Origin of the sequence: Atopobium sp. oral taxon 199 str. F0494, assembly GCF_000411555.1 — a bacterium.
Classification (GTDB): Bacteria; Actinomycetota; Coriobacteriia; order Coriobacteriales; family Atopobiaceae; genus Lancefieldella.
The window spans coordinates 853,604-879,047 of record NZ_KE150486.1 but is presented as its reverse complement, the minus strand read 5'-3'; the positions used below and the strand labels follow the sequence as shown (position 1 = coordinate 879,047).

Annotated in this window: 29 protein-coding genes and 1 pseudogene; 21 read left to right on the top strand and 9 right to left on the bottom strand. The window is 52.2% G+C overall.

From position 1 onward, the window contains the following. Positions 1-12: 12 nt before the first annotated feature. Both HMPREF1527_RS08010 and HMPREF1527_RS03955 read left to right on the top strand, forming a co-directional pair. A pseudogene (locus HMPREF1527_RS08010) lies at positions 13-453 on the top strand (GNAT family N-acetyltransferase). Between the two features lie 129 nt (positions 454-582). Beyond that, complete coding sequence (locus HMPREF1527_RS03955) at positions 583-963, top strand: RidA family protein (protein WP_016477411.1); 381 nt, start codon at positions 583-585, stop codon at positions 961-963. Between the two features lie 475 nt (positions 964-1,438). On the opposite strand, the gene HMPREF1527_RS03950 is transcribed toward HMPREF1527_RS03955, so the two are convergent. Together HMPREF1527_RS03950 and HMPREF1527_RS03945 are read right to left on the bottom strand one after the other, a co-directional pair. Continuing rightward, positions 1,439-1,807 (bottom strand): hypothetical protein, encoded by a 369-nt coding sequence (locus tag HMPREF1527_RS03950; RefSeq protein ID WP_016477410.1) that lies wholly within the window; start codon positions 1,805-1,807, stop codon positions 1,439-1,441. A 63-nt stretch (positions 1,808-1,870) separates the two neighbouring features. Further along, positions 1,871-2,413 carry a GNAT family N-acetyltransferase gene (locus HMPREF1527_RS03945; protein ID WP_016477409.1) on the bottom strand — a complete coding sequence of 181 codons (543 nt, stop codon included), beginning with the start codon at positions 2,411-2,413 and terminating at the stop codon, positions 1,871-1,873. 231 nt (positions 2,414-2,644) lie between these two features. Between HMPREF1527_RS03945 and HMPREF1527_RS03940 the strand changes: the two genes are divergently transcribed. From HMPREF1527_RS03940 to HMPREF1527_RS03925, 3 genes are all read left to right on the top strand, one after another. After that, complete coding sequence (locus HMPREF1527_RS03940; RefSeq protein ID WP_016477408.1) at positions 2,645-3,325, top strand: hypothetical protein; 681 nt, start codon at positions 2,645-2,647, stop codon at positions 3,323-3,325. Between the two features lie 785 nt (positions 3,326-4,110). After that, on the top strand, positions 4,111-5,397 hold the full coding sequence (locus HMPREF1527_RS07560; protein WP_016477406.1) for an N-acetylmuramoyl-L-alanine amidase family protein: 1,287 nt from the start codon (positions 4,111-4,113) through the stop codon (positions 5,395-5,397). Further along, a complete protein-coding gene (locus HMPREF1527_RS03925; protein WP_016477405.1) occupies positions 5,397-6,038 on the top strand; it encodes a hypothetical protein in 642 nt (213 codons plus the stop codon). The genes HMPREF1527_RS07560 and HMPREF1527_RS03925 overlap by 1 nt, the downstream gene beginning before the upstream one ends. 106 nt (positions 6,039-6,144) lie before the next feature. Here HMPREF1527_RS03925 and HMPREF1527_RS03920 read toward each other — a convergent pair whose 3' ends face one another. Together HMPREF1527_RS03920 and HMPREF1527_RS03915 are read right to left on the bottom strand one after the other, a co-directional pair. Beyond that, complete coding sequence (locus HMPREF1527_RS03920) at positions 6,145-6,975, bottom strand: DUF1700 domain-containing protein (protein ID WP_016477404.1); 831 nt, start codon at positions 6,973-6,975, stop codon at positions 6,145-6,147. Continuing rightward, on the bottom strand, positions 6,972-7,286 hold the full coding sequence (locus tag HMPREF1527_RS03915) for a PadR family transcriptional regulator (protein WP_016477403.1): 315 nt from the start codon (positions 7,284-7,286) through the stop codon (positions 6,972-6,974). The genes HMPREF1527_RS03920 and HMPREF1527_RS03915 overlap by 4 nt, the downstream gene beginning before the upstream one ends. 188 nt (positions 7,287-7,474) lie before the next feature. On the opposite strand from HMPREF1527_RS03915, the gene HMPREF1527_RS03910 reads away from it, so the two are divergent. Further along, a complete protein-coding gene (locus tag HMPREF1527_RS03910; protein WP_016477402.1) occupies positions 7,475-8,107 on the top strand; it encodes a hypothetical protein in 633 nt (210 codons plus the stop codon). On the opposite strand, the gene yqeC is transcribed toward HMPREF1527_RS03910, so the two are convergent. After that, positions 8,073-8,777 (bottom strand): selenium cofactor biosynthesis protein YqeC, encoded by a 705-nt coding sequence (gene yqeC, locus HMPREF1527_RS03905; protein ID WP_016477401.1) that lies wholly within the window; start codon positions 8,775-8,777, stop codon positions 8,073-8,075. The genes HMPREF1527_RS03910 and yqeC overlap by 35 nt on opposite strands. A gap of 112 nt (positions 8,778-8,889) precedes the next feature. On the opposite strand from yqeC, the gene yedF reads away from it, so the two are divergent. The 14 genes from yedF to HMPREF1527_RS03835 all read left to right on the top strand — a co-directional run bounded on the left by yedF (position 8,890) and on the right by HMPREF1527_RS03835 (position 20,320). Then, a complete protein-coding gene (gene yedF / locus HMPREF1527_RS03900; RefSeq protein WP_016477400.1) occupies positions 8,890-9,501 on the top strand; it encodes a sulfurtransferase-like selenium metabolism protein YedF in 612 nt (203 codons plus the stop codon). A gap of 12 nt (positions 9,502-9,513) precedes the next feature. After that, positions 9,514-10,707: an aminotransferase class V-fold PLP-dependent enzyme gene (locus tag HMPREF1527_RS03895; RefSeq protein ID WP_016477399.1), complete on the top strand. Its 1,194-nt coding sequence runs from the start codon at positions 9,514-9,516 to the stop codon at positions 10,705-10,707. Next, the gene (locus HMPREF1527_RS03890) at positions 10,694-10,933 is read left to right on the top strand and encodes a DUF3343 domain-containing protein (protein WP_016477398.1); all 240 of its coding nucleotides are present in this window, start codon (positions 10,694-10,696) and stop codon (positions 10,931-10,933) included. The genes HMPREF1527_RS03895 and HMPREF1527_RS03890 overlap by 14 nt, the downstream gene beginning before the upstream one ends. Positions 10,934-10,954: 21 nt before the next feature. Continuing rightward, positions 10,955-11,788 (top strand): selenium-dependent molybdenum cofactor biosynthesis protein YqeB, encoded by an 834-nt coding sequence (gene yqeB / locus HMPREF1527_RS03885; RefSeq protein ID WP_232209524.1) that lies wholly within the window; start codon positions 10,955-10,957, stop codon positions 11,786-11,788. 6 nt (positions 11,789-11,794) lie between these two features. Then, complete coding sequence (gene selD / locus HMPREF1527_RS03880; RefSeq protein ID WP_255344828.1) at positions 11,795-12,871, top strand: selenide, water dikinase SelD; 1,077 nt, start codon at positions 11,795-11,797, stop codon at positions 12,869-12,871. A 59-nt stretch (positions 12,872-12,930) separates the two neighbouring features. Then, positions 12,931-13,965 (top strand): XdhC family protein, encoded by a 1,035-nt coding sequence (locus HMPREF1527_RS03875; RefSeq protein ID WP_016477395.1) that lies wholly within the window; start codon positions 12,931-12,933, stop codon positions 13,963-13,965. 170 nt (positions 13,966-14,135) lie between these two features. Then, on the top strand, positions 14,136-15,008 hold the full coding sequence (gene modA / locus HMPREF1527_RS03870; RefSeq protein ID WP_016477394.1) for a molybdate ABC transporter substrate-binding protein: 873 nt from the start codon (positions 14,136-14,138) through the stop codon (positions 15,006-15,008). Positions 15,009-15,041: 33 nt separating this feature from the next. Further along, on the top strand, positions 15,042-15,737 hold the full coding sequence (gene modB, locus HMPREF1527_RS03865) for a molybdate ABC transporter permease subunit (protein ID WP_016477393.1): 696 nt from the start codon (positions 15,042-15,044) through the stop codon (positions 15,735-15,737). Continuing rightward, on the top strand, positions 15,737-16,822 hold the full coding sequence (locus HMPREF1527_RS03860; RefSeq protein WP_016477392.1) for a sulfate/molybdate ABC transporter ATP-binding protein: 1,086 nt from the start codon (positions 15,737-15,739) through the stop codon (positions 16,820-16,822). Before modB ends, HMPREF1527_RS03860 begins: the two co-directional genes overlap by 1 nt. Further along, positions 16,770-17,762, top strand: a complete 993-nt coding sequence (gene moaA, locus HMPREF1527_RS03855) for a GTP 3',8-cyclase MoaA (protein WP_369745252.1) — start codon at positions 16,770-16,772, stop codon at positions 17,760-17,762. The genes HMPREF1527_RS03860 and moaA overlap by 53 nt, the downstream gene beginning before the upstream one ends. A gap of 1 nt (position 17,763) precedes the next feature. Next, entirely contained in the window at positions 17,764-18,255 is a 492-nt protein-coding gene (gene moaC / locus HMPREF1527_RS03850; protein WP_016477390.1) for a cyclic pyranopterin monophosphate synthase MoaC, read from the top strand. Next, positions 18,252-18,725 carry an MOSC domain-containing protein gene (locus tag HMPREF1527_RS03845; protein WP_016477389.1) on the top strand — a complete coding sequence of 158 codons (474 nt, stop codon included), beginning with the start codon at positions 18,252-18,254 and terminating at the stop codon, positions 18,723-18,725. Before moaC ends, HMPREF1527_RS03845 begins: the two co-directional genes overlap by 4 nt. Beyond that, positions 18,726-19,760, top strand: a complete 1,035-nt coding sequence (locus HMPREF1527_RS03840; protein WP_016477388.1) for a molybdopterin-binding protein — start codon at positions 18,726-18,728, stop codon at positions 19,758-19,760. A gap of 2 nt (positions 19,761-19,762) precedes the next feature. Continuing rightward, entirely contained in the window at positions 19,763-20,320 is a 558-nt protein-coding gene (locus tag HMPREF1527_RS03835) for a molybdenum cofactor biosynthesis protein B (protein ID WP_016477387.1), read from the top strand. An 8-nt stretch (positions 20,321-20,328) separates the two neighbouring features. On the opposite strand, the gene HMPREF1527_RS03830 is transcribed toward HMPREF1527_RS03835, so the two are convergent. Together HMPREF1527_RS03830 and HMPREF1527_RS03825 are read right to left on the bottom strand one after the other, a co-directional pair. Further along, a complete protein-coding gene (locus HMPREF1527_RS03830) occupies positions 20,329-21,255 on the bottom strand; it encodes a DMT family transporter (RefSeq protein ID WP_016477386.1) in 927 nt (308 codons plus the stop codon). Continuing rightward, a complete protein-coding gene (locus HMPREF1527_RS03825; RefSeq protein WP_016477385.1) occupies positions 21,252-22,319 on the bottom strand; it encodes an asparaginase in 1,068 nt (355 codons plus the stop codon). Before HMPREF1527_RS03825 ends, HMPREF1527_RS03830 begins: the two co-directional genes overlap by 4 nt. 204 nt (positions 22,320-22,523) lie before the next feature. Here HMPREF1527_RS03825 and HMPREF1527_RS03820 point away from each other — a divergent pair, with 204 nt between their 5' ends. Continuing rightward, positions 22,524-22,988: a hypothetical protein gene (locus HMPREF1527_RS03820; protein ID WP_016477384.1), complete on the top strand. Its 465-nt coding sequence runs from the start codon at positions 22,524-22,526 to the stop codon at positions 22,986-22,988. 24 nt (positions 22,989-23,012) lie between these two features. Here the strand turns inward: HMPREF1527_RS03820 and HMPREF1527_RS03815 are convergent, their stop codons facing one another. Together HMPREF1527_RS03815 and HMPREF1527_RS03810 are read right to left on the bottom strand one after the other, a co-directional pair. After that, positions 23,013-23,897, bottom strand: a complete 885-nt coding sequence (locus HMPREF1527_RS03815) for a glycoside hydrolase family 25 protein (RefSeq protein WP_016477383.1) — start codon at positions 23,895-23,897, stop codon at positions 23,013-23,015. After that, complete coding sequence (locus HMPREF1527_RS03810) at positions 23,894-25,375, bottom strand: DUF1846 domain-containing protein (protein ID WP_016477382.1); 1,482 nt, start codon at positions 25,373-25,375, stop codon at positions 23,894-23,896. The genes HMPREF1527_RS03815 and HMPREF1527_RS03810 overlap by 4 nt, the downstream gene beginning before the upstream one ends. Positions 25,376-25,444 lie beyond the last annotated feature (69 nt).

Below are 25,444 nucleotides of genomic sequence, written 5' to 3'. Positions count from 1 at the left end.
GCGGCATGACGCATGATGATTCGCACGATGAGCATAGATGACTATGACGCAGTATATGACCTTTGGATGTCTTGTAAAAACATGGGCTTCAATAACCTAGACGACTCCCGGGAGGGGATAGAGCGCTTTTTGCTCCGGAATCCGACCACCGTTTTTGTAGCGGAAGAGACTGGGGTTCTTAAAGGCGTTGTCCTTGCAGGTCATGATGGGCGAAGAGGCTACATTTATCATATGGCCGTTGCCGAAGCATGCCGGCGGTAGGGGATTGCAGCGGAGTTATTGGAACATACGCTCAAGGCTCTGGAGAAGGAAGGTATATATAAAGTGGCTCTGCTCGTCTTTAACCGCAACGAGGTTGGCAATGCCTTCTGGGAAAAGCAGGGATTTACTGTCAGGGAAGATATCACCTACAGAAACAAGGCTCTTGCGGAGTTCATTAGGACTGATACTTGAGACAAGAGCAGAGGATAACAATCCAAGGCGGCAATCCGAGGTAGCAATGTGAATCGCCGCACGGGATACAGTAGAGTTTGTGCGTTGCCTAGACGCAAAGCGCGTTTGGGCTGAGAGAAGGAGAGTTTTATGACAAAGAAAGCAATCGTTACCGACAAGGCACCTGCAGCAGTTGGACCTTATTCTGCAGCCGTTTCTGCAAACGGATCCATTAACGTATCCGGTCAGCTTCCGGTTGACCCCGCAACTGGTGAGTTCGCCGGTGAGGACATTAAGGTCCAGACTCGCCAGAGCCTTACCAACATTCAAAACATCCTTGAGGCAGCCGGTGCTTCCATGGCTGACGTTGTTGAGACTACGGTTTTGCTTTCCGACATCAACGAGTTTGGCGCCATGAACGAGGTCTATGCCGAGTTCTTTGCTGAGCCCTATCCTGCACGCGCAGCATTCCAGGTAGTTGCTCTTCCAAAGGGCGCTAAAGTCGAGATCAAGGCCGTTGCCCGTATTTAGGTTTGCGTTTCTATATCCGAACAATAGGGGATTTTGGAGCGGGTTTCAGTGAGAAATTCCGCTCCAAAGCTTATTCAAGGTTTTAGCCTGTTGAGCTCGAGCAACGCACGAAACATAAAGCCACCCGCTGGAACAGTGCTGCCAGAAATGCGCCAAGTTGGTGTCCGAGTTACCATACTTGGCGCATTTCCGGCAGCTCTAGGCGGTATAATCGTGCTCGTAAGGTCTTCTCGCTTTACTTGCCGTGATCGTTGAAATTGCGTATCAACAGCTGTCTGCAAATCCGCAGGCAGTTTTTTGCTTTCGTGGTGGTTTTCTCGTAGCGTAGACAATTGGTACCAAATTGGATGTTTAGTGGTGATTTGATTCACCACTAAACGCTCAAATTCCGGAAAAACCACCACTAAACCCGTCAAATGGGTCGTGTCCCGAAAAATGGTGTAAGAGAAGCACCCCAGTTTTGGCAAGTCCTTGTCTAGCTATCTCTTTCTTGGTGTTGTATGTATTTGCGTGCTTCAGAGCGGATCCATTTCTTACCAAATATGAATGCGATTAAGACCGGAAAAACCAAAAGAGGTAGCACCAGGATAGAACCGACCAGAGCCAGTCCTTTGTAGGTATGATTGCCTTCTGCAAATCCGCTGACCGTATCCGCCAGCCAGAGAAACAGCGCTCCATCATTAATCTGAAATAGCGCAACGCACTCAATGAACAGTAAAAGGAAAAATATCAATGCTATTCGCAAGGATGCTTTCTTGGATATTTCTACTTTCTTTTCAAGATCAATCGTTTTTGATTCCGGAACACCGCAGAACCATTTCTCTGCTCTTTCTTCTGGTGTCATGTGCTGCTCCTGTTAATTTGCAGTACCTTTTATCGACTCGATTATAGAGTATATAGTCAGGTTTTAGTGCGATCTTTCCCATTCTTGCCTTGTTATGCAGGTAATATGTTCTGTTCTCAGTAACCCTTCGATTGCACATGAAACGTTATTTGCTGTGTGATGATAGGTAAAACCACATTTTTCCTGAACACGTTTTGACTTGATATTTCCGTCAAAATATCCGCACCAGAGTCGTTGGAGTCCCAAGTCTTCAAATCCGTGTTGCATTATTTTGCGAGAAGCTTCGGGAATGAGCCCTTGTCCCCAGAAGGGTGCTCCTATCCAATAGCCAATTTCTCCCTCGGTATCAGGGATTCCTTTGTTGCTGGCAGATCCAATCTTAAGTCCAATGCTCCCGACCGGATGGCTGAGTTCTTTTAAAACTACCGCATACGTTTCTGGTGCAGAGAGTATGTTTTCGATTATCTCGCGACTGTTTTTGACACTGGTATGAGGACTCCATCCTGCAATGGGACCCACGGCTGGATGACTGGCATATTGGAATAGGTATTCTGCATCAGTCAATTCCCATGGACGAAGTATAAGCCGTTCTGTTTCAAGAATCACGCTACATCCTTAATTTTTTTCAGGCGTCTCACCTTATCTGATTTCTGACTATAACATTTTTGCTAGGGAGATAGTGATGGGTATTCAATACAGCGCAAACTTCTTAAATAATTTAATGACCGCTAGCTGATATTTTTAAGCTATTGACAGAATTTTCTGGTAATTGAAAATCAAATCGTGGAATAATCTAAATAGCTATCCTTTTGTAATTTTGGGTTATGGGAGGTTAGTATGGGAAAGCGAGTCCGCAGGCTGTCCGTCTTCCTTTTGGTGGCGGTGGCCGCCCTGTCCGTCCAAGTGGGCCTCCTCTGCCGCGTCTGCAAGGCCTCCGAGCCGAGCGAGGAGGTGGTCGCACGTATAAAGAAATTCTTTTCGATAATAGATGACGACGGGAAGGAGTTCCTGTTCCCTGAGGACGCTGCAAACCTCGACCTCAGCGACATCACTGTCGGCAATGGGTACAAGAGGTACCGACTTGAGGGCGAGAGGCTTGAGGACTCCAACCTTGTCAACTACCCTATCTTCTCCGGAGGAAGGCCCTTTGCCATCTGTATCACCAAGTACAACGATAGCGGGGTGGAGGAGGTCGTCCAGGCAGGCTCGATCAGAAGCGAGCCCTACTACGGCGAGGACATCGACTACTCGGACGTGACCATCGTCGTCGAGATGCGCAAAAGGCGCAGCTTCTACCTCATCTCGGGCCCGTACATCTGGCACTACGAGGGTGGGGCCCTCGTGTCAAAGGGGGAGACGGGCAGGGTCGGGCACGAGGACAGCAGGGAGGAGGTGCTGGCCCTGCTGGCCTCGCAGGGGGCCGAGATACGCCCCGACACGCTCACCGAGCGCCTCCACGAGTTTGCCAGAGCTTGTTACTTTGAGCTTACAGAGGAGGACTGCGGGTCTTGTATATGAGATGACATCAAACCTTCTATCTTTGTCCAAGTCTTGGGAGGGGTTGTCATGTTTAGAAAACTATCCAAAATTGCTTTCATCCTCATAGTAATAATTGTGATTTTTTCTGGTAAACAAGTTAAGACAGCCAATGCCTTGGAACTGCAGTCATATCCAAGCAAGAAGACGGTAGAGCATATATCCAAGTTGTTCTCCCTGATCGACGATGATGGAATGGAGTTTCTCTTCCATAAGCAAAAGGTAGATATTTCCGATGTCAGTGAGGTACAGGTCGGAAGAAGTTATAGGTTCCTCAGACTTGAGAATGATCATCTTTCCGACGTTGGAATTGTCAAGTACCCCCCCTCTACCTCAACGGAAATGTTTTCGCCGTCTACACGGAATATTACGATGGGGAGACTCGGGGGTCTACCGCAATCTCGTCGATCATCGATGAGTATTACTACGATGACGACCTTGACTACGCTGATATAGCCGTTGTTGCTGATGGTAAGGACAGCTATGTCGTCTCAGGAATCTTCGTTTGGCATTACGAAAATGGAACACTCGTGTCGAAGATAAGGCGAGATGGGATTACCGACGCGAGGGAACGACAAATCGTCTCGTTGGTCGAGGAGGAGAGTGGACAGTATAGCTATGCTGGGAAGTCAAGTCCAGTCTCGCTCAATAACGTTACATCGAAAAACGTAAGAAGTCGTGTGATTAAGACGATCGACGTGTCGGTCGTTCCACAATACCAGTCTCCAACATGTTGGGCTGCTGCCATTTGTGCGGTAGGAAACTATATGACTGGACCATCAAACTGGACGCCCGATTCCCTTTCGATACAGGTTAAGGGGGAGATTACTGGAGGGTTTACAGAGGATTATATCAAGGGGCTGTTACTGTTTACATATCCTGGTTCTAATCAACAAATCTCCTCTACTAGCCTAGAGTATTCTCCAAGTGATGAAGAAATTGTAAACTGGATCGATCACAACACCCCTTTTATCCTAAGGCTGAAGGGTGGTTCAGAAGGGCATGCGATAACAGCATGTGGGTATGTCTTCGAGACGGGTGTGTCAGCTGTTTATGCACAGGATTCAGCAAGTGGAAAACGTGAGATATTGCATAAAGATGATGAAGGAAGATTTGGATACACATTTTGTGATAATGAAACTTATTTCTATTGGGAAAGAACAATTGTTCTTACGGGATGGCAAAAACCAGGCAACGGTGACAAATGGGTGTACTTCGACCGACATGGAAACTATGCGACAGGGTGGTTCGGTTTCGAAGATGAAACATACTACTTTTCCGAGTCAGGAGAGATGCAGACCGGTTGGGTTAAAATCAACGGTCTTTGGTTTTACTTCTCCATATCAGGAAAAATGCAGACAGGATGGGTTTCCGTCGATGGATATTGGTATTACCTCGACGATTCAGGCCGCCTCCTTCATTCCCAGTGGCTTTCATATAAGGGGGATTATTACTACCTGGACAGTAGTGGCAAGATGCGGACAGGGTGGCTTGTCTACAACGGTACATACTATTACTTGGGTTCGGACGGGGTCATGCGGACGGGTTGGGTCAAGGATGGGGGTAATTGGTATTACATGAACTCCGACGGCTCTATACGGGTCGGATGGCTTGTAAAAGACGGCAGTTATTATTACCTTGACAGTAACGGAAGAATGATAACAGGATGGTATCGCATTTCAGGAGACTGGTATTTCTTTAACTCCGATGGAACAATGGCTACCGGTTGGCTGGAGCGGGGAGGCTCTTGGTATTACTTAAGCTCAAGCGGAATAATGCAAACGGGATGGCTCAATAGTTCCGGTCATACCTTCTACCTTAACCAAGATGGCTCAATGCGCACCGGATGGCTTTACTATGGCGGGAATAACTACTACCTGCGTTATGACAATAATAGGCCAGTCTCGGGTGGCCCTACCGGCTCTATGATCTACTCACGAAAGGCTCGGATTGGAGGGGTCACCTACGAGTTTAATGCAAGAGGTGAGGCGTATAAGGCACTTCCGGGAAACATTGTTCCTAAAGCATATAAGCCAATAGTTGAGGCTGCGTGATGATTATGAACAAGAAATGTAAATGGCTACCTCTAAAGATTATCCCCATAGTTCTGCTCCTTATAGCCACTGTCTTCCTCTTGTGGAATGCATTTGCTACGCCCTACCCATGGGCAATTGACTCGCTTCAGCAAAAAGCGGTAGAGCAGGCCACACAAGAAGCTATCAATACCGCCAGGCAAGAAGGAGACGGCGGAAAGCCTTACCTCAAAGACATCGACTATATGAAGCTCACGCTTGGCAGTTGCTATATAGGAGTAAAACCAGAAACCCGGAACAACCTTATTTGGGAGATTCGATATAGAGATAAACCTGTGGGATATGTCATGCAAGATCTCGGAACTTTAAGGTTCTCCGCTCTTGCCGGCAATTACGAGTCCTTCAAACTCGTGGATTTAGAAGAAGTTTCTCTTGACGACTACAAGGAAGTAAGAGACGGCTCTGTAGAACTTGGACCTTTTGAATGGAAACTTCCCTTCGGTTGGGTAACGGTCGATGGATGTAAAGCGTACCGACAAATCAACGGCTACCTTTTTTCACATGGGCTAGCAATAGTTGATGACTACTATTATGAGTTCGATGAGAATGGATATCTCATAAAAGCGATAGGCCCGGCACTGGATTCAGAAACCGAAAATTAAGTGATCCCGCAACAGTTCTATATGTTGTTCACAATCATTCCGGATACGTAACGTAGAATCTGGATACTTTCGGATATCCGTGTGTGGATGAGTTGCGTCAATTGAGTTACATAAACGCAATAGTATGCGGACTCACATAAAGCGAGCAAGAAGAAATCTGTAGTGCAGGAAGCTCAGGTAAACGTGCAGGGTTACATCCTGACCCCACATACGCAATAAGAATCAACACAAGGCCAATTGCGATAAAAATGCCACCGAACAGCGAGAGCAGTCTTTTCGAATGTCCTTCTGACCATGGCGTTGTATTTGTTCGCCCCATGGAGACATCGTTCTTCTCGGCAGGAGCTTGTGCAAAGAAATGAGCAATCCACTTTGCATAGTCTCGTGCGCCTTGTACGAGAGAATGCATTATGCGAGCTACTATCGGTATTACCAGTATTGAAATACCTCCTATGAGCAGAAACACACCGGCAGAAAGTGCACCGGAAAGGAACATGTCGTGCAGAAATCCCACTACAAGTGCCGGGATGCTCATTACTCCGCAGAAAAGACCACAGGCAACTGCAAAGCATAATGAAATAACAAGTGCCCAAATCACAAAATAAATACTCAATGCCGTAAGTGCGAGGGCAAACGTAAGGGGTATCCAGACAATGGCGCCTATCACGAGAAGCACGATAGTTATGGACATAAGTACCGAATCAGAGCGGATACGCTGAGTTGCACGTAGAAACACAGGCATACTCTCCAGTGCCGATTGAACCGCATCATCAATGCTTCCCATGGCTGCTACGGCTTTTTCCTCGGACATACCGTCTTCCATGCGGTCGCGTATTGCCTCATCGTAATAGGCAAGAGCATCATCAATGCTGATTTTGGGAACATGCTTTTTCTTAAGGTTTGCGCGAAGTTCGGCAAGAAACTCATCCTTTTTCATGACGATGCTCCTTCTTTAATGTAGGAGAGAATGTCTGTAATGGAGGCCTCATCGGCGATAAATCGTGAGAGCTCTAAGCGTCCCGTGTCAGTAATCGAATAATATTTGCGGAGACGACCGTTGTGCTCACGTGTGTATTCGGAAAGGAAATGTTGCTTAGCAAGACGTTTCAAAATGGGATAGAGCGTTGACTCGGAAAGCTCAAGTGACGCAGGGGCATCCCGGATGATTTGATACCCGTAGGAATCTTTGCGGGCTATGGCTGCGAGGACGCAGATATCAAGAAATCCACGCTTCAGCTGTGCATCCACAATACGTCTCCTTCAATATACTATGCGATACATAGTATATAGTACTCAGGCATACTATGCAATACACAGTATGAAAAAATACAGTATGAACTTGTCATCTTTGCAGGTGTTGTAATATTTCTATAGCGCTATGTGTGTGAAAATAGATGTACGAAAGACGGTCCGGTGGTGGACAAAGGAGACATAAGTTGAACTTCCATGAAGACGATGCCGGCGCACAGAACAACACCGACGTGCAAAAAGCAATGGACTCGCTTGATCACGATTTGCTGACCGGCGAGACGCTGGACGTTGGGGATAAAGTTACGCGTCGGCTCTCACAAGAGCAAGCCACCCTGCCTCATTCCGCTGCAAAATCGTCAGGACCCATACAGAGCAAGCAAGAAATCGCAGCGGAAGCGGTCAAAAAAACTACTAATAACCAACTGTTTATTGTTGCAGTAACCGCAATCGTTGCGCTTGTGGTGTGTGTGATACTCATAGCGTTTCATCCGTGGACATCAAACCAACAGGCGCAATCCGCACAGCCCACTCAGACCGAGACTGTCAAAAAAGAGCCGGTGAAGGTAGAGGTTCCTCTCGCCAGCAAGGACGTCTCTGAGTATGACTATGAGGAAGCTCAAAAGAAGTTTGAGCATGCGGGCTTTACAAACATTACAACCAAAAAGGACGAGGACCTCAAGATTGGCCTGCTCAATCACGAGAATCAGGTCAAAGAGATCACCATTGACGGTGATAAAAAGTTTTCGGTAGGCGAGAAGTACAACGAAGATGCGCCGGTAGTTATCACCTATCACGCATTTCCGCAAAAGTCGAATTAAAAAGCGAGCCCGCAACAACGGGCGTGTTGTCGCCCCGCAAACGGAGCTCCTTTGTAAAGTCTCTTGCCAGAGCGAGGTCTTTCTCGCTTTTGGCTTGATTGGCGAGAATAACGTCCGCTTGTACGGCTCCTGAAGCGTGTTCTGCTGCAATGACCATAGCAATGCGTTCCGGTGTAGCGAGATTGTCCGGCGAGCAGCCTGCGCGGTCGCAGAAAATCTCACTGCGGTGAACGGTTTGGTTGACGGGCAGCCCAAAGCCGGAAAGTCCGACGACTTGGATGGTGTGCCGGCTACCTTCGGGAATAACGGGCTCATGCGGGGCGTGAGCCTTCAGGGGTAGCCGTTTGGATCCGTCAGCTTCCACAAATACATAGTCGGCAACCGACGCCAGCTCTTGGGCGCAAAGTGCTGAGGGTCCCAATTTGTGCTTCTCGCCTGAAAAGGCTCCGACACAGATGACGCGGTGTGTTGTCAGCGCGTCTGCCACCTCAGAGAGCGTGGGGTTTTCCAAAAGAGGCATATTTGGGAACGGAAGGATGTGCGTTGACGTGGTCAAAACGACCGTTCCCCGAACTTCTTGGGAAAGTTTTGAGAGCAGTGTGGTCTTGCCTCCACTGCCGACAACTGAGGTAACTCCTGGTAAAACACCCAGCACTCCATAACAGTTCATGTGATTGCCTAACTAAAAGTTTTTTATTAGCGATATACTTATTTTATTGCAAAAACATTCACATTGCCCGTTATACGTGGGTAGGATGTGCAATTTTAAGAGGGGGATTGCAATGAAAATTGATGCGCGCAACCTAACGTGTCCCAAGCCGGTTATTCTGACGCTTGAAGCGTTGCCAAAACTGGCGCAGGGAGAAGCGCTTGAAGTGGTCATAAACGATGCCGTTGCTCTCGGTAACCTTACGCGCTTGGCTGACGAGAAGAACTGTGAGCTTACTACGACAAAAGACGGCGAAGATACTGTCATGACCTTCACCCCTCGCGAAGCAGTTGCGGCAAGTGCGTCCGTGGCGACCGAAGCGTCTCTCTTTTGCAATATTCCCAATCGTTCTGCTACGGTCGTTGCAGTTGATGCTGAGTTTATGGGTCGCGGTGATGATGAGCTTGGGCATATTTTAATGAAAGGCCTCATCTACGCTCTTGCGCACCAAGAGAGCGTTCCTGAGACCATGCTGTTTTACAACGGCGGTGCTCATCTGACGTGCGAGGGCTCGGAGTCGCTTGAGGATATCAAAGAGCTTGAATCGCGCGGCACCAAGATTTTGACCTGTGGTACCTGCCTTGATTTTTATGGCATTAAAGACAAGCTGGCGGTGGGCGGGGTTACCAACCTCTACGCCATTGCCGAGATTATCTCAAAGCAGCCGGGTGCAATGGTGCTGTAAGCTGCGATTTTTATGATATACCTCAACTGCGCTGCCACATCTTATAAGCGTCCCGCATGTGTGATTGACGCTGTTACCTGCGCTCTCAGCTCATTGGGAAGCACCGGTCGCGGCACTGCGTCTGCCGAGCTTGACGCGGCTCGCACGGTCACAGTGGCGCGCGAACGCCTTGCTGCGCTTCTGGGGTTCTCTCATCCTGAGCGTGTGGTGTTTGCTGCAAATGCGACTGACGCGCTGAACAAGGCTCTTCTCGGCATTGTGCAGCCAAGAGATCATGTGGTTGCAACCGACTGGGATCACAACTCCGTTCTGCGTCCACTCTATCGTCTTCGCGAGAAGAGCGGCGTGCAAGTTGACTTTGTTCCCGCCGATGCGCAAGGACGCCTTGACTGGGATGCTTTTGAGCGGCTGGTAACTCCCGGTACAAAACTTGTGGTGGTAACACATGCTTCCAACCTTACCGGCAACGTCTGCGATCTTACGCGAGCGGCTGCCATTGCGCATGCAGCCGGCGCGTTGCTACTGGTAGACGCTGCGCAGACGGCAGGATCTTTCCGGATTGATTTCGATGACCTTGGTCTTGATTTGTTAGCATTTACCGGGCACAAAGCGCTGATGGGGCCGCAGGGGACAGGCGGCCTTTTGGTGGCTCCGTCCGTTGAGGTGGAAGCCGTCTTCCAGGGCGGCACCGGGGTACTTTCTTTCAAGGAGGGCATGCCGGATGGCTATCCCGAACATCTTGAAGCTGGTACGCTTAACGGGCACGGCATAGCCGGTCTGTCTGCGGCAGCCGCCTTCGTAGCCGAGCTGGGAATAGACGCCATCCACACGCATGATGTGGCGCTGACTAAGCGGTTTGTGACAGGGGTTCGTACGATTTCCGGCGCAACGCTTTATGGTAGCTATCCTGATGACCTTGCAGATCTTGACGGCTCTGAGCCAGACCGTGATCACGCTCCGGTTGTCACGCTTAATCTGGCCGGATGGACGTCATCAGAGCTTACGGGAATTTTAGACATGAAGTACGGCATTGCGGTTCGCGCGGGCGGACACTGCGCCCCGCGTATGCATCGGGCGCTTGGTACGCACGAGACAGGCGCCGTGCGCTTCTCGTTTGGCTGGTATACCAAAAACGACGAAGTAGACGCAGCGCTTTTCGCCCTGAGTGAGCTTGCAAAGGAGGGGGCGTGCCATGGCGGGGCATAAGCGACACCTTCAGGCAGTAGTGGCGTTTGATTCCACATATGAGGCGCTTGAGTGCGAACGTGTCTGCAAGGAACGAAGCATACCCGGCCGTCTGATTCCAACGCCTGTTGCTATTAAGGCGGATTGTGGTCTGGCGTGGGCTATGCCTCCGGAGGTACGTTCGGCACTTGAGAAAGCGGCGGCTGGTAATTTTCTGCCGTCGGGTATATATGAACTTGAATTGTAATCGAACACATGCGGATGACGAATGCGCGTCCGGTTGGAGGGGACAGACATGCTGGTAGTTATCAGGGGTGCAGGTGATCTTGCATCGGGTATCGCGCTCAGGCTGCGCCGCGCGGGCTGTGATATCGTGATGCTGGACGTTTCGATCCCGACGGCCGTCCGCCGCTCTGTTGCGTTTTCTGAAGCTATCCGCCTGGGAGAAGCAACGGTCGAGGGCGTTAAGGCTGTCCGCGCGGCTGATGTGTCTGACGCGCTGCGTATTGTGAGCGAGAAGAACATTGCAGTGCTGGTAGACCCTGAAGGCGCAGGCATTTCAGAGTTTGCGCCTGATGTGCTGGTAGACGCCATTCTCGCGAAACGCAACTTGGGGACAACCAAAGCCATGGCTCCCGTCGTAATCGGAGTGGGACCGGGGTTTAAGGCCGGCACCGATTCAAGTGCGGACTGTCATGCGGTGATTGAAACGAAGCGCGGACATTACCTGGGAAAAGTTATTTACGATGGCACGCCCATCCCGAATACCGGCGTTCCGGGCAACATCGGTGGCTTTACCAAGGAGCGTGTGCTGTGGTCGCCGGCTGAAGGCGTCTTTGAGCCGGTGGCAAAAATCGGCGATGTCGTCAAGCGGGGAGACATCGTGGCAACGGTTTCAGGCATTCCGGTCAAAGCGACCATTGACGGTGTTCTGCGAGGTCTTTTGCAAGAAGGCGTGCCGGTAACCAAGGGTATGAAATCGGGCGACATTGATCCTCGTTGTAAGGTAGGACATTGTTTTTCCGCATCCGATAAGGCTCGTGCGATAGGCGGAGGCGTACTTGAGGCCCTCTGTCACTTTACGGAAAGGCTGGTGGGGTAAGTGGCTGTGGAAAACGTCAAACTAACGAAGCTTGCCGAATGCGCTGGATGCGGTGCGAAAGTTGGAGCAGGTGAGCTTGCAAAGCTCCTCTCGGATATCAAGGTGCGTCAAGATCCCAACTTGCTGGTTGGTTTTGACAAGGCGGACGATGCGGCAGTTTATAAGGTTACCGATGATGTCGCGCTGGTGGAAACTATTGATTTCTTTCCGCCCATCGCCGATGACCCCTATGTGTACGGGGCTATTGCGGCGACAAACGCTCTCTCCGACGTATACGCTATGGGTGGTGAGCCCAAGGTAGCACTCAACGTTATGGCGGTTCCGGAAGATATGTCTTCTGAGGTGGTTCACGAGATTTTGCGCGGCGGCTATGACAAGGTGTATGAAGCCGGTGCGCTCATTGTGGGCGGTCATAGCATTTATGACAATGAGCCCAAATACGGTCTTGCTGTCTCAGGTTTTGTGAATCCAGCCAAGATGTATACCAATTCGGGAGCGCATGCGGGCGATGTACTCATTCTTACCAAGGCGCTTGGCGTAGGCGTGATTACCACAGCAGTAAAAGCCAATATGGCAACCGCAGAAGAGATTGATACCGCCGAGCGCTCCATGATGACGCTCAACCGGTATGCGCGCGACATTATGGTGAACTTTGACGTTCATGCCGTAACGGACGTGACGGGCTTCTCGCTTATGGGACATCTGCTTGAGATGTGTCAGGGAGCGGATTTGAGCGCGGTGATTGACGTTGATGGCCCCGAGTTTATCTCGCCCCATGTGTTTGAGCTGGCTCGTCTAGGTATTCTGCCTGCAGGTATGTATCGCAATCGCCGGTATGCCGAGAAGTACGTGGAAGCTGAAGGAGTTTCCCGTGAAAAAGCCGATGTGCTCTTCTGTCCGGAAACCTCGGGTGGCCTGCTTATTGCCGTGGCGCCTGAGGACGCCGAGGCGCTTCTCGCCGCGCTTCGCGCGGACGGGCGCGTGCCTTCCGCCCGCGTAGTTGGACACATGACGGAAAACGAAGGCGCCGATGCTTCACACGGCCACACGCGCATCAGGCTGATGCACGGACGGGGATGCTGAGATACGGCTTTTAAGCGCGGGTTTTCACAGAATTTTCGTAGATAAGGATAGGTAGTACCATGGCTGATTCACATGAGACGCTCTGCGATGAGCATTTTGTGCGTCGTCTTCTTGCAGAGCTGGAGGCAGATCGGAGCTTTGTGCTTTCAACGCTTGTAACCACAAAGGGCTCGATGCCGCGTCATGCTGGCGCTCGCATGGTGCTTCTGCAGGACGGAACGTTTTTAGGGACCGTTGGCGGCGGTTCCATTGAACTTATGGCGCAGGAGCGCTCACGCGCCATGCTTGCCGGCGCACAGCGAAATTATATTGAGTGGATGACACATGCCAAAACAGGTATGGCCTGTGGAGGAGATGCACTTGTTGCTTCATGTGTAGTCACTCCGGATCAAAAGGACTTCTTTGCAGACCGGCTGCTTAGTCTGATTGGCGAAGGAAAACCGTTTGTCATTACGGAACAGTGGTCGAATCCCGATCATGTGATAGTTGAAGCGTTGGCCATCGATGAACTTCCGGCGGATGACCCGCGAGCTCTTTTTGATATGCCCTTGTGGGATGAGGCAACGGCGACGTATACAGAGCCGTTGGGTCCCGATCCTGTGGCGTATATTTTTGGAGGTGGACACGTAGGACACGCATTGACGCCCGTGCTTGCCAGTGTTGGTTTTAGAGTGGTGGTCTTTGACGATCGCGAAGGAGTGGCGGTGAAGGAAGCCTTCCCCGCTGCGGAGGCGGTCTTTCTCGGTGACTTCAAGCACATTTCAGAGCATGTGCATGTGACGCGCCGCGATTACGCGGTGGTAACAACTCACGGCCACGCGTTTGACATTGACGTGCTCGAACAACTCTACCTGTGCAAACCGGCGTATGTGGGCTGTATTGGCAGCCAAAGAAAATCGGCGTTTGCCCGTAAGACGTTGGAAGAACGTGGTGTTTCTAAGGAGTGGTCCGACGCTATTTATATGCCCATCGGGGATGATATCATGGCGGTCACTCCGTCAGAGATTGCTATCTCCATTGCCGCGGAGATGATTCGCTGCCGCGCTGACCTCCGTCCGGAAAAGCCGCATCAGAAAAAACCCGCTTCGGCGTAAAGAGAGGGGCGCGTGCTTGCGCGTCTTTCAGTGTGGTTTACAAGGTGGTTTACGAGGCTCTTTGCGCGGAGCGCTCTGCAAAAACATTGGCGTTACCGGGTCTTTTGGCAATAGGAGCGTAGTACAAAAGATTCGTTATATAAGGTTAGGTTCGTTCAAAGGAGTACGGTATGAAGTTCGAAAGCAGTGTTACCCGTCGTTCGTTTATCGTTGGCGCGGCAGGAGCCGCTGCGTTTGGTCTTGCGGCTTGTAATGGCGGTAAGGCAAAGGAGGAGCCCGCAGCTAGCGAGAAGCCCGCTGAGACCCAAAAGCTCATCGTGTTTGCCGCCGCATCGCTGACCGAAAGCCTGACAGAGGCCGGTGAGCTCTTCAAAAATGCGAATGAGGGCGTCGATATTAGTTTCAACTTTGATTCTTCGGGCACCCTGAAGACGCAGATTGAAGAGGGCTCCGACTGCGATGTCTTCATTTCCGCCGGTCAGAAGCAGATGAATCAGCTTGATGCAAACGCCAAGAAGGATCACGACAAAGATCTTGATCTCATTGCGTCCGATACTCGCTTTGACATTCTTGAGAACAAGGTTACCTTGTGCGTGCCCCAAGATAACCCCAAAGCCGTTCAGAGCTTTGACGATATGGCGAAAAAACTCAATGCCGGAGAGGTTCTGCTCGGTATGGGCAACTCTGACGTTCCTGTCGGCCAGTATACACAGAAGATTCTCAAGTATTACAGCCTTGATGAAGAGACGCTTGCCAAAGACGGACACATTTCCTACGGCACTAATGTCAAGGAAGTTACCACGCAGGTCAAAGAGGCTTCCGTTGACTGCGGCGTTATTTACAAAACTGACGCTACCTCCGCCAAGCTGCAGATGGTTGATGAGGCGACTGAGGAAATGTGCGGGCGCGTTGTCTATCCCGCGGCTGCGACCAAGAACGCGAAGCAGGCTGACCTGGCGAAGAAATTCCTTGAATTCCTGAAGACGTCCGATGCGAGCGCGTGCTTTGAGAAGGTCGGGTTTACTCCGCTTTCAAAGGCGTAGTGGATACATGAGTGCAATCAGATTGGTGCTTGTATGGATTGGTATCCGCTCTATAACTCGCTGAGGATTGCCGCAGCGTCAACGGCGCTCGTCTTTTTGCTAGGCATCGCTCTGGCGAACGTTATAGCAAAGACACCAAGGGCTATCAAAGGCCTTTTGGACGTTATATTGACGCTGCCGCTGGTATTGCCTCCGACGGTCGTGGGCTATCTGCTGCTCTTGCTTTTGGGCCCGCGCCGTCCCATAGGCCTGTGGGTATTGCGTATTTTTGGCATGAAACTCACGATGGTTTGGTATGCGGCGATCTTCGCGACGGTTGTCGTGAGTTTGCCGCTCATGTATCGCACGGTTCGCGGCGCCTTTGAGAGCTTTGATGAAACGCTTGCCGACGCTGCCCGTACGCTGGGCAAATCGAACACATGGATATTCTGGCGGGTAAAGATGCCCTGCTGCATGAAGGGCGTCGTAGCGGGTACTGTTCTGGCGTTTGCCCGTGCGCTCGGTGAGTACGGAGCTACATCGATGATCTGCGGGTATACGCCCGGCAAGACAGCAACCGTGTCAACAACGGTATACCAGCTGTGGCGTACAGGAGATGACGCGGCCGCGATGCAGTGGGTGCTGGTGAACCTTGCCATCTCTGCCGTGGTGCTTCTCGCGCTTAACTTTTTCGAGAAGGGAAGCCGGCGTACGCACGGGTCGGCTTCCTTGGCGGGAGGTGTGCACTAGTGGCGCTTTCCGTTGATATTACTAAGCATCTTGATGGGTTTGACCTGCACGTTTCGTTTGATGTCGACAAGAGCAACGAGGTTCTGGCGCTTTTGGGACCTTCAGGCTGCGGTAAGTCGATGACGCTCAAGTGCATAGCTGGTGTCGTGCAGCCTGACCGCGGGCGTATCGTGCTTAACAATCGCGTGCTGTTTGATTCTGAGACGCACCTTAATCTTCCTCCGCAAGAGCGCCATGTGGGATATCTGTTTCAGAACTACGCGCTCTTTCCTCATATGACGGTGATGCAAAACGTACTGGTGGGCGCCGTGGGACAGACGCGCTCAGAGCGTGAGGCGTCTGCACGCAAACAGCTGGAAAAGGTGCAGCTTGAGGGACTTTTTGATCGCCGCCCCTCCGAGCTTTCCGGCGGGCAGCAGCAGCGTTGCGCGATGGCGCGCATCCTGGTCAGCGAGCCTGAGTTGATCTTGCTTGATGAACCGTTTTCCGCCTTGGACGGCTACCTTCGTTGGCAGCTTGAATTGGAATTAAACGATACGCTGCGCGCTTTTCCCGGTGGCGCGGTATACGTATCGCACAATCGCGATGAGGTATACCGTCTGTGCAATTCCGTATGCGTTATTGATCGAGGCATGTCTGATAAAAAAGTGCCCGTCAAAGAGCTCTTCTCGGCTCCCGCAACGCTGGCAGCGGCGCTCATTTCCGGCTGTAAGAACGTGTCGCGGGCTCATGCGACAGGTGAGAAGACCCTTGCATGCAGCGATTGGGGTATAGAGCTGCAAACAGCATTGCCGATACGCGGCGAGGTGCAGTACGTGGGCCTGCGAGCTCACTACTTTACGGTTCTTGACGGTGTTTCTGAGTCTGAGAATGTCATTCCCTGTGAGGTTGATCGCGTAATCGATAATACGTTTTCGACCATCGTAATGGCTCGGACGCCCAAAGGAGCGCTGCTTCGCTATGAGTGTTCAAAAGAATCCTGGGCGGCGCGCGGCGATTCAAAGCGGATCTTGTTGCATATTGCTCCTGAGCATGTCATGCCTCTCGTTGAGAGTACGGCGAAAGAAGAGATTTCTCATGCGTGATAATTTGGGGAGAAATATTCGCTATCTGAGACTTTCAGTTACGGACCGCTGCAATTGCCGTTGTCTGTATTGCATGCCGGCTCACGGCGTCCCTATGCTTCGTCATAAAGACGTGCTTTCGTTTGAAGAGATGCGCGCAATTGTTGAGGCTGCGGCTCGGCTGGGTGTGAAAAAGGTCCGCCTTACCGGCGGCGAGCCGTTGGTGCGCCGAGGCATAGTAGACCTGACGCGTATGATTGCTGCAGTGGACGACATCGATGAAGTGGTTATGACTACTAATGCCACGCTTCTGGCTCCTGTGGCAGCCGACCTCAAGGCAGCTGGTCTTTCTCGTCTCAACATCTCACTCGATACGCTCAACTCCGAACGGTACGCGAAGCTGAGTCGCATCGGAACGCTTGCTGACGCGCTTGCCGGTATTGAGGCGGCACGGGAAGTGGGATTTACCCATACGAAATTCAATGCCGTCCTGTTGGGAGGCTTGAATGAGGATGAAATTCGCCCTCTTGCCGAAATGGCACAAAATGAGCCGGTTGACGTGCGCTTTATTGAACTTATGCGCATGGGAGAATGCGCCTGCTGGCCTGATGAGCGCTTTATCAGTGCTGATCGCGTGCTGGAGGTGCTGCCTGAGCTTGAAGCTGTGGGTTCCAGCGGTGTTACGGAGCTGTTCTGTGCGCCGGGCTGGCAGGGGAGAGTGGGACTCATTCGTCCTATGACGCATAAGTTTTGCAGCGATTGCGACAGAATCCGCGTGACTGCTGACGGCATGCTGAAGCCTTGCCTGCATTCGGCCTCTGAGATAGCGCTGCGAGGACTTTCAAGCGAGGAACTTCTGGATGTTTTGAGCAAGGGGATTGCCCAAAAGCCTAAGAGTCATACGATTGATTTGAAGCATGCAAGCAAGGCGCTTCGGGCGATGAATGAAATTGGAGGTTAGGGTGGCGTTTACCCATTTTAATGAGCAGGGACGAGCCCGTATGGTGGACGTTTCCGCTAAGGCTAAAACGGCGCGTATGGCGCGTGCGAGCGGAAAGATCTTCATGCGCCCCGATACGCTTGAACTGGTGCGTTCCGGCGGCATTAAAAAAGGCGATGTTCTGGCTGTGGCGCAGGTGGCGGGCATTATGGCGGCTAAGCGCACCTGGGAGATTATTCCGATGTGTCATCCGCTTCAGCTTACCGGTATAGACATTACATTTGCGTTTGAAGGCGACGGTATCACGGCGGAAGTTCTTTGCCGCTGCACGGGGGAGACGGGCGTTGAGATGGAGGCTCTGACAGCGGCCTCTGCGGCCTGCCTGACTATCTACGATATGTGTAAGGCTCATCAGCGTGATATGGTTATCGACCAGGTCCGTTTGCTTGAGAAAGACGGCGGAGCGTCCGGTCATTTTATGCGAGAGGATATACGAGAGGATGGGCGCGCATGAGTTGTGAAGAGGCGCAATCCGCTGTAGAAGGTACGGTGCTCAGCTGCTGTATCAGTCGTAAGAAAGGTACGCGCAAGCAATCTGTCGCTTCCATCGATCTTCGTGTGGGCGAGGGTATTGCAGGCGACGCACATGCCGGAAATTGGCACCGTCAGGTCAGTTTGTTGGGCAACGAATCTGTTGACATCATGCGCGAGAAGGGCGCGGAGCTGAATCCCGGAGACTTTGCTGAAAATATTCTTACCTCCGGCATTGACCTGCGCACACTTCCGGTTGGTACCGTACTTGCCATAGGCGAGGTTCTTCTCGCGGTAACGCAGATTGGCAAGACCTGTCACCATGACTGTGAAATCAGAAAACTCATCGGCACCTGTGTCATGCCCACTGACGGTATTTTTACGGTCGTACTGCGTGGGGGTACCGTCAAGCCCGGTGACGTTATTCGCGTTCTGAGCGCTAAGGAGCTGTAAATGAAACAAATCAAGACCGAAGAAGCGGTGGGACACGTCCTGTGCCATGACATGACCCAAATCATTCCCGGTACCGGAGCCAGTGACAAGACGCGCTTCAAGGGTGTGCGCTTTCAAAAGGGTCATGTAGTGGAGGAAGCTGATATTCCCGTGCTGCTGAGCATGGGTAAAGAACACCTTTTTGTGTGGGAGCTTAAAGAGGGTCAGCTCCACGAAAACGACGCGGCGTATCGCATGGCGGCGCTTTGCCACGGCGAGAATTGCGTGGTGTCCGCAGAGCCGCATGAGGGAAAGCTCAACATTTCGGCCGGCACCGATGGCGTTTTTGTACTTGATACGAACCGACTCAATGCTGTGAACTCTGTGGATGAAGTGATGATAGCTACGCGCCGCGGCAACAGCGCGGTGAAAAAGGACGCGCCGCTCGCAGGTACTCGCGTCATTCCTCTTGTGGTTGACGAGGCGGTTGTGAAAGCCGCTGAAGCCGCCGCTGATATTGATCATCACGGGGCGCTCATGCGCGTAGCACCCTTCTGTCTAAAGACCGCGGCAATTATCGCTACGGGTTCCGAAGTTCAAAAAGGTCTTATCGAGGACAAGTTTACGCCCGTCGTCAAAGATAAGCTGAACGCTGTGGGTATCGAAGTAGTGCGTTACGCTAAACCGGGCGATGATATGGATGCGTTGGTTGTCGCTATTCGCGAAGCACTTGACGCCGGGGTTGATGTGATCCTGTGCACGGGCGGCATGAGCGTGGATCCTGACGATAACACTCCTGGCGCCATTAAGCGCTCCGGCGCGCGTATTGTCACCTATGGTGCTCCGGTACTTCCGGGAGCAATGATGTGTCTAGGCTATCTCAACGCTCAGGGCAAAGAGGCTCCCGGCGTTCCTGTACTAGGGCTTCCTGGCTGTGTTATGTATAGCAGCACGACCGTCTTTGATTTGGTGCTGCCCAGAATCGCCGCAGGTATTGAGCTTTTCAAGCGTGATTTTGTAGCGTTAGGTGAGGGTGGCCTTATCGTAAAGGAGTAGCCGTGGAGCAGCAAAAAACAGCCAGTGAAAAGCGGGAAGCATTGGCGCGACAAGAAGCGGCTGGAGTGTTGCGGAAGGCGTACACCGCGCGCGTCATTACGGTGAGTGATCGTTCTTCACGCGGTGAGCGAGCTGATGCGAGTGGCCCGGCCCTTGTCGCCTTTCTCAGCGAGAAGGGCTTGGCAGTTGAGCCTCAGGTGGCACTGGTGCCCGATGAGCGTGAGCGTATCGTCTCAGCCTTGCGCGCCGCCGTGGCTGACGGTATTGCGCTAGTGGTAACTACGGGAGGCACGGGCTTCTCGCCGCGTGATGTGACGCCCGAGGCAACCGGTGAGGTGTGTGAGCGCATGGCACCCGGCATTGCTGAGGCCATGCGGGCTGCATCGATGCGCATCACGTCCAAGGCCTGTCTTTCGCGTGGAGTCGCCGGAATTGCGGAGCGTACGCTCATCGTAAATCTGCCAGGCAGTCCTAAAGCTGCCGTTGAAAACATCTCATCAGTGATTGAGCCTGTTTTTCACGGGCTGGATATTCTTCGCGGAACGGTCACTGACGGGTAGTGCGGCGCTTATGATGTGCGCGCAATTTCGCTGCGTGCGGTTTCAGCGAAAAGCGCGCCGCCGATAATGCAGAACGCTCCCGCTATCTTGAGAATCCCAAGAGGTTCTCCTAAGAGCAGAGACGAGAACAGAACGGCGGAGAGCGGCTCAAGATACCCGAAAACCGCGACGCGCTGTACCGGAATCTTTGTGAGCTGCGGGAAGTAAAGACCGCTGCCAACGCCGGTGTTAAACAATCCCAGTATCAAAAGGGCGCCCCAGTTGACCGCGTGAATATCGGCGGGAATCTCAATACCATGAACGAGCAGCGTAATGATGCCGACTGCTCCCGCACCGACGGCAAGCTGCATAGCGGTGCCTTCGAGACCCTCAATATCGGGAGCGTAGCGGTTCAAAACAATCATAGCAGCGTACAGTACCGCCGCGAGCGCTCCGTATATAAGCCCTGTAATCGAGAGATTCTCGCCAACGCCATAGCTGACGATAAGTACCATACCGGCCAGCACGATCAAAAATCCAATAACTTTTCGCCGAGTGAGCGTTTCATGAAAGAGAAAAGGTGAGAGCGCCATAACTATGACCGGACCGCAGTAGTATTCAAGGGTGGCGACGCCGATTCCGACATGCCGATAGGCCGCGAAAAGGAGCGCCCATTGGAATCCGAGTGCGATACCTGCGCCGGCAAGGTACTTGAGCTGCTCGGGATGGCGTTTGCATGACAGGCGAGTGCGAGTTATTCCCAAAAGTCCAAAAAGAAACAGCATGCCCAAGATCATGCGGAAAAAAACTATCTGATAACTGGGCAGATTGACACAACTTGCAACTATTCCGTTTGACCCGCAAATCAAGAGCGCGACAAGGTACGCGATTGTGGGCCGAACAGTTGGATTGCCTGCACTTTTGTTGTTAGCGCTTTTGTTGTCGGCAGTCGTCATGCTGGCCGCTGTCCGGGTACACGATCGTGGAAAACGACGCGATAAAAAAGCTTTGAGATTTCATCTTGGTCATTCGTCTGACCGAGCACCCACATGGTTTTAGCGACAAGCGCCTCAGTGCTCATGTCATCCCCGCTCAAAACGCCGCGCTTTTGCGCGTAGGTGTGGCCGACCTGATAAACGCCAAGGTCAAGACCTTCCTCAGGTACCTGCGTCGTAACAACGATGCTGCGACCGGATGCGATCCAATCATCGATGGCCTTCTCATATTCGCCGTCGTGATCGGGAATGCCGCCGATGCCGAAGGTTTCCAAAACAATGGCGTCGTAATCGCGCTTCAGCAGATAGAAAATGCTCGGGTTTAATTCCGGCGTCAGCTTCAGGACAATGACGCGCTCGTTGAGACGGTCGTATGTTTGCAATTTCGGGGAGTCTGGTTTGACTAAGGCATCGTGCGGCTTTGTGGGCATAGTGCAGAGTTCGCTGTTGCCGGCGCCCATCCCCGCGTAGCTGCGAATGATTTTATTTCCCCTAATGTGAGCGAGGGCTGGAAAGTTCATACTGGTAAACGCATTGAAACTAAGTGTGCGCTGCTTGTGAGCGCGGGTTCCCGCAATGACTTCATTGCCAAAGACCACAACGACGCCGCAGCTGAAATCATCGATAGCATAGAGAACCGAATGGTACAGATTAAGTTTGGCATCGGTAAACGGATTTGCCATTGGCTGCTGGGAGCCGGTAAGTACAATCGGTTTTTGGCTGTTTTGAATCAGATATGAAAGAGCCGCCGCGGTATATGCCATGGTATCAGTGCCGTGCAAAATGACAAAAGCATCGTAGTCGTCGTACTTCTCGACAATGCACGCGCGTATACGCATCCAATCACGGGGGCGCATATTTGTGCTGTCGATATTCATGAGCTGCAAGAAGTCAAACTCGCACATCTCGTTAATGAGCGGAACGCTTTTAACCAGGTCTTTTCCGGAAATATTCGGAACAAGCCCAGCGTCGGTAGAAACGGACGCAATCGTTCCGCCCGTTGCCAAAATCAGAAGCTTTTTCATCTTGTTGTGGCCCTCTCCCGCAATCCTTTCCGCGCAAAACAGCCGGCCGAATCATTGTACCTGCCTTATGCGAAAAAATGTCTCTCAATGCGCAATACGTAACCTTGTTGCGGTTTTTTGGCGAGAAGAGTCTGAAATTGCAGTATATTCATAGCTGTTTGAAACGCTGCATCAGTGTTTTTTGGTTGAGAAGATTGGCGGGCAATGGCACAAAGGAACTTATTCGGACGTCCGCGCCGGGTGGCGCAGGTGCCTCCTACGGTGTCTCGTGACGGCTCTACGGCGCCGCGCAAGGAAGGTTCACCGTCTCGACGGTCGGCAGCCGGCGGCCATGTCGCCGCTCATATGCGCAGCCAAAACGAGCACCGCAGCGACCCTGTGCGTCATGCACGTGCGGACGCTGCGCGTGCGCGGGGAAGCCGAGCGTCACGATACGGGCGGCGGTACGGAACGCTCAATCCACGCGATGAAGCTCAGGCGGTCTATGCCGACAAGCGCCGCCGTTCTTCCCGCATGCGAGCAGGCCGGGTCATTGCAGGTATCGTGATTATTCTCATTGTGGTATGGCTTGCGGTGACGCTGATTGGTTCTTGTTCGCGAGGCGCCGCGTCAAATTCATCGCCCGCTGACGCGCAGACGATGGTTACGGGGACCATGTCGGTCAATTAGCCGCTGCTGATGCCACTGGAGCTGCTACTGATGTTGCTGCGACTCAGACGCGAGTTGTGCGACGTCAGACAAGTCAAGCGTAATGTCTACGGGTCTTGAGATGCCGTTGACCTCGCCTTTTGAGGTGTATTGCCACATAACAAATGATATCGATCCGTCAGGTACACCGTCATATTGAGCGAGCCAGATGTTTTCCGAGAGCGTTGAGAGATCGTATCTGCTTAGGTCATAGGCATTGCCGTATACGATGGCGCGATAGCCTCCTCGTCTGATTTCATCGCAAAATGCCTTGGCAAGAGCCGTTGCTTGCTCTTGGCTCAAATTGTCCGCGCGACCGCCGCCGTCAGGCGAGGGTTCCAAATCATACGCTACGGGATAGTCAAGAGTCTGCCCGTTGAGCTGTTGCAAAACAAACCGAGCTTCTTCGCGAGCCTCGTCCTCAGTGATGGCCTGCGAGTAAAAATACACGCCCACGTCAAGTCCCGCGGCCTTAGCTCCGGCGATATTTTGCTCGTAGAAACTATCTGCGCTCAGAGATCCCTCTGATGTGCCGCGAAAGCCGATGCGGATATACGCGAATGAAATACTGTCCTGGGCGACGCCACCCCAGTCGATTGTCTGCTGGTGAGAAGAAACATCGATGCCCGTGCGTGAAAGGGTTTTGCCGTCACGAATATAGCTCAGGCGCCCTTTGTTATCTCGCTGCAGATTGCTCCAGTCATACGGCGTCTGATTGACGGATGGAGGCGTTTTTGGGAAAGGAAAGAGACGAGAATGGGTGCAGGACTCTATAAGGGCAACGGCAAAGACGATGCCCATAAGCAGCAGTCCGAGCCCGATGACACGACGGTTCATCAGATGGCGCGCGGCTGTCTTTTTTGAGCGGTTCTTTGTTGATCGCGTGCTCACTGGTGATAAAACGATCCCTGCTCAAATAGAGGCTCGCAGCATACGTTGATGCCCAGTTTTCGAAAAACGTCTTCATCGTCTCGAGGAATAATGGACGAGAAGTACACGTCGCAGCCTCTGAGCAGATCTGCGGAAGCGACCGCTTGCTTTGCGAGGTCGTTTGAGATGGAGCTGATGGAAAGCGCGATGAGCATTTCGCCGGCGGTGAGCGCGTGCTGTTTTTCTTTCAGGGTTGCCGACTTCAGGCTGCAAATAGGCTCCAGGGCTTCGTTGGAAACGATAAAAGCCTTCTTATCTACATGCGCAACGTATTTGAGTGACTTGAGAAGCACCGAGGCGCTTGCGTCAAGAAGCTCCGAGGCCTTGCCGGTAATGACGGTGCCATCAGGTGTTACTAGAGCGCCGGCTTGCTTTCCGGTAACTTCGGCCTTTAGTAGGGCAGTTGCGTGCGCGGGGGAGTAATTCTGGTCAACTCTGACTTCCTTCATAAGAAGATTGATCTTGTCGAGTTCGCGCTCTCCCATGCCGGTGCGCTCAAAGCGTTCCGCCGTTCTGAACCAGCGGCGGACAATTTCGTTGCGGCTTGCGTCCTGGCAGGCATCATCATCAGTGATGCACTTTCCTACCATGTTGACGCCCATATCAGTGGGGGATTGATAGGGGCTTTCGCCGGCAATCTTTTCCATAATCGCCTTCAGCACGGGAAATGCTTCAACATCGCGGTTGTAGTTGACGGTGATTACGCCGTGAGCCTCCAGGTGATACGGATCGATGACGTTATTATCGTCAAGGTCTGCCGTCGCCGCTTCATAGGCGACGTTTACCGGATGCTTGAGGGGCAGGTTCCAAACGGGGAACGTCTCAAACTTTGCGTATCCTGCCTTCACGCCGCGAGAGTTTTCGTTGTACAGCTGGGAAAGACAGACCGCGAGCTTGCCCGATCCGGGACCCGGAGCCGTTACGACCACCAGCGGATGCGTCGTCTTGACGTATTCATTTTTACCGTAACCGTCTTCCGAAACGATGAGGTCGATATTTGCGGGATATCCTTTGATGGGATAGTGACGATAGACCGGTATACCCATGTTTTCCAGGCGCGTTTGATAGGCCTCGGCTTTTGGCTGTCCTGAAAAGCGTGTAATGACTACGCCGCCGATAGCAAGTCCCCGCCCGCGGAACACATCCATAAGGCGCAAGACGTCATCGGCATAGGTTACGCCGATGTCGCTGCGACGTTTGCCCGATTCAATGTCTGCGGCGCTGATGGCAAAGACAACCTCCGCCTCTTCTGCAAGCTGTTGCAGCATGCGAGCTTTTGAATCCGGTTCGAATCCCGGAAGTACGCGGGAAGCATGGTTGTCGTCCAACAGTTTTCCGCCAAACTCCAGGTAGAGCTTTCCTCCGAATTCGCCGATGCGCTGGCGAATCCTTTCCGCCTGCATGCTGATATAGGTATCGTTGTCAAATCCAATGCGCATAGACGTCTCCCTTGAGCTATGTATTGCAGTGATTGTATCATCGAGGGCGGACAATAATTGAGTGAGCGC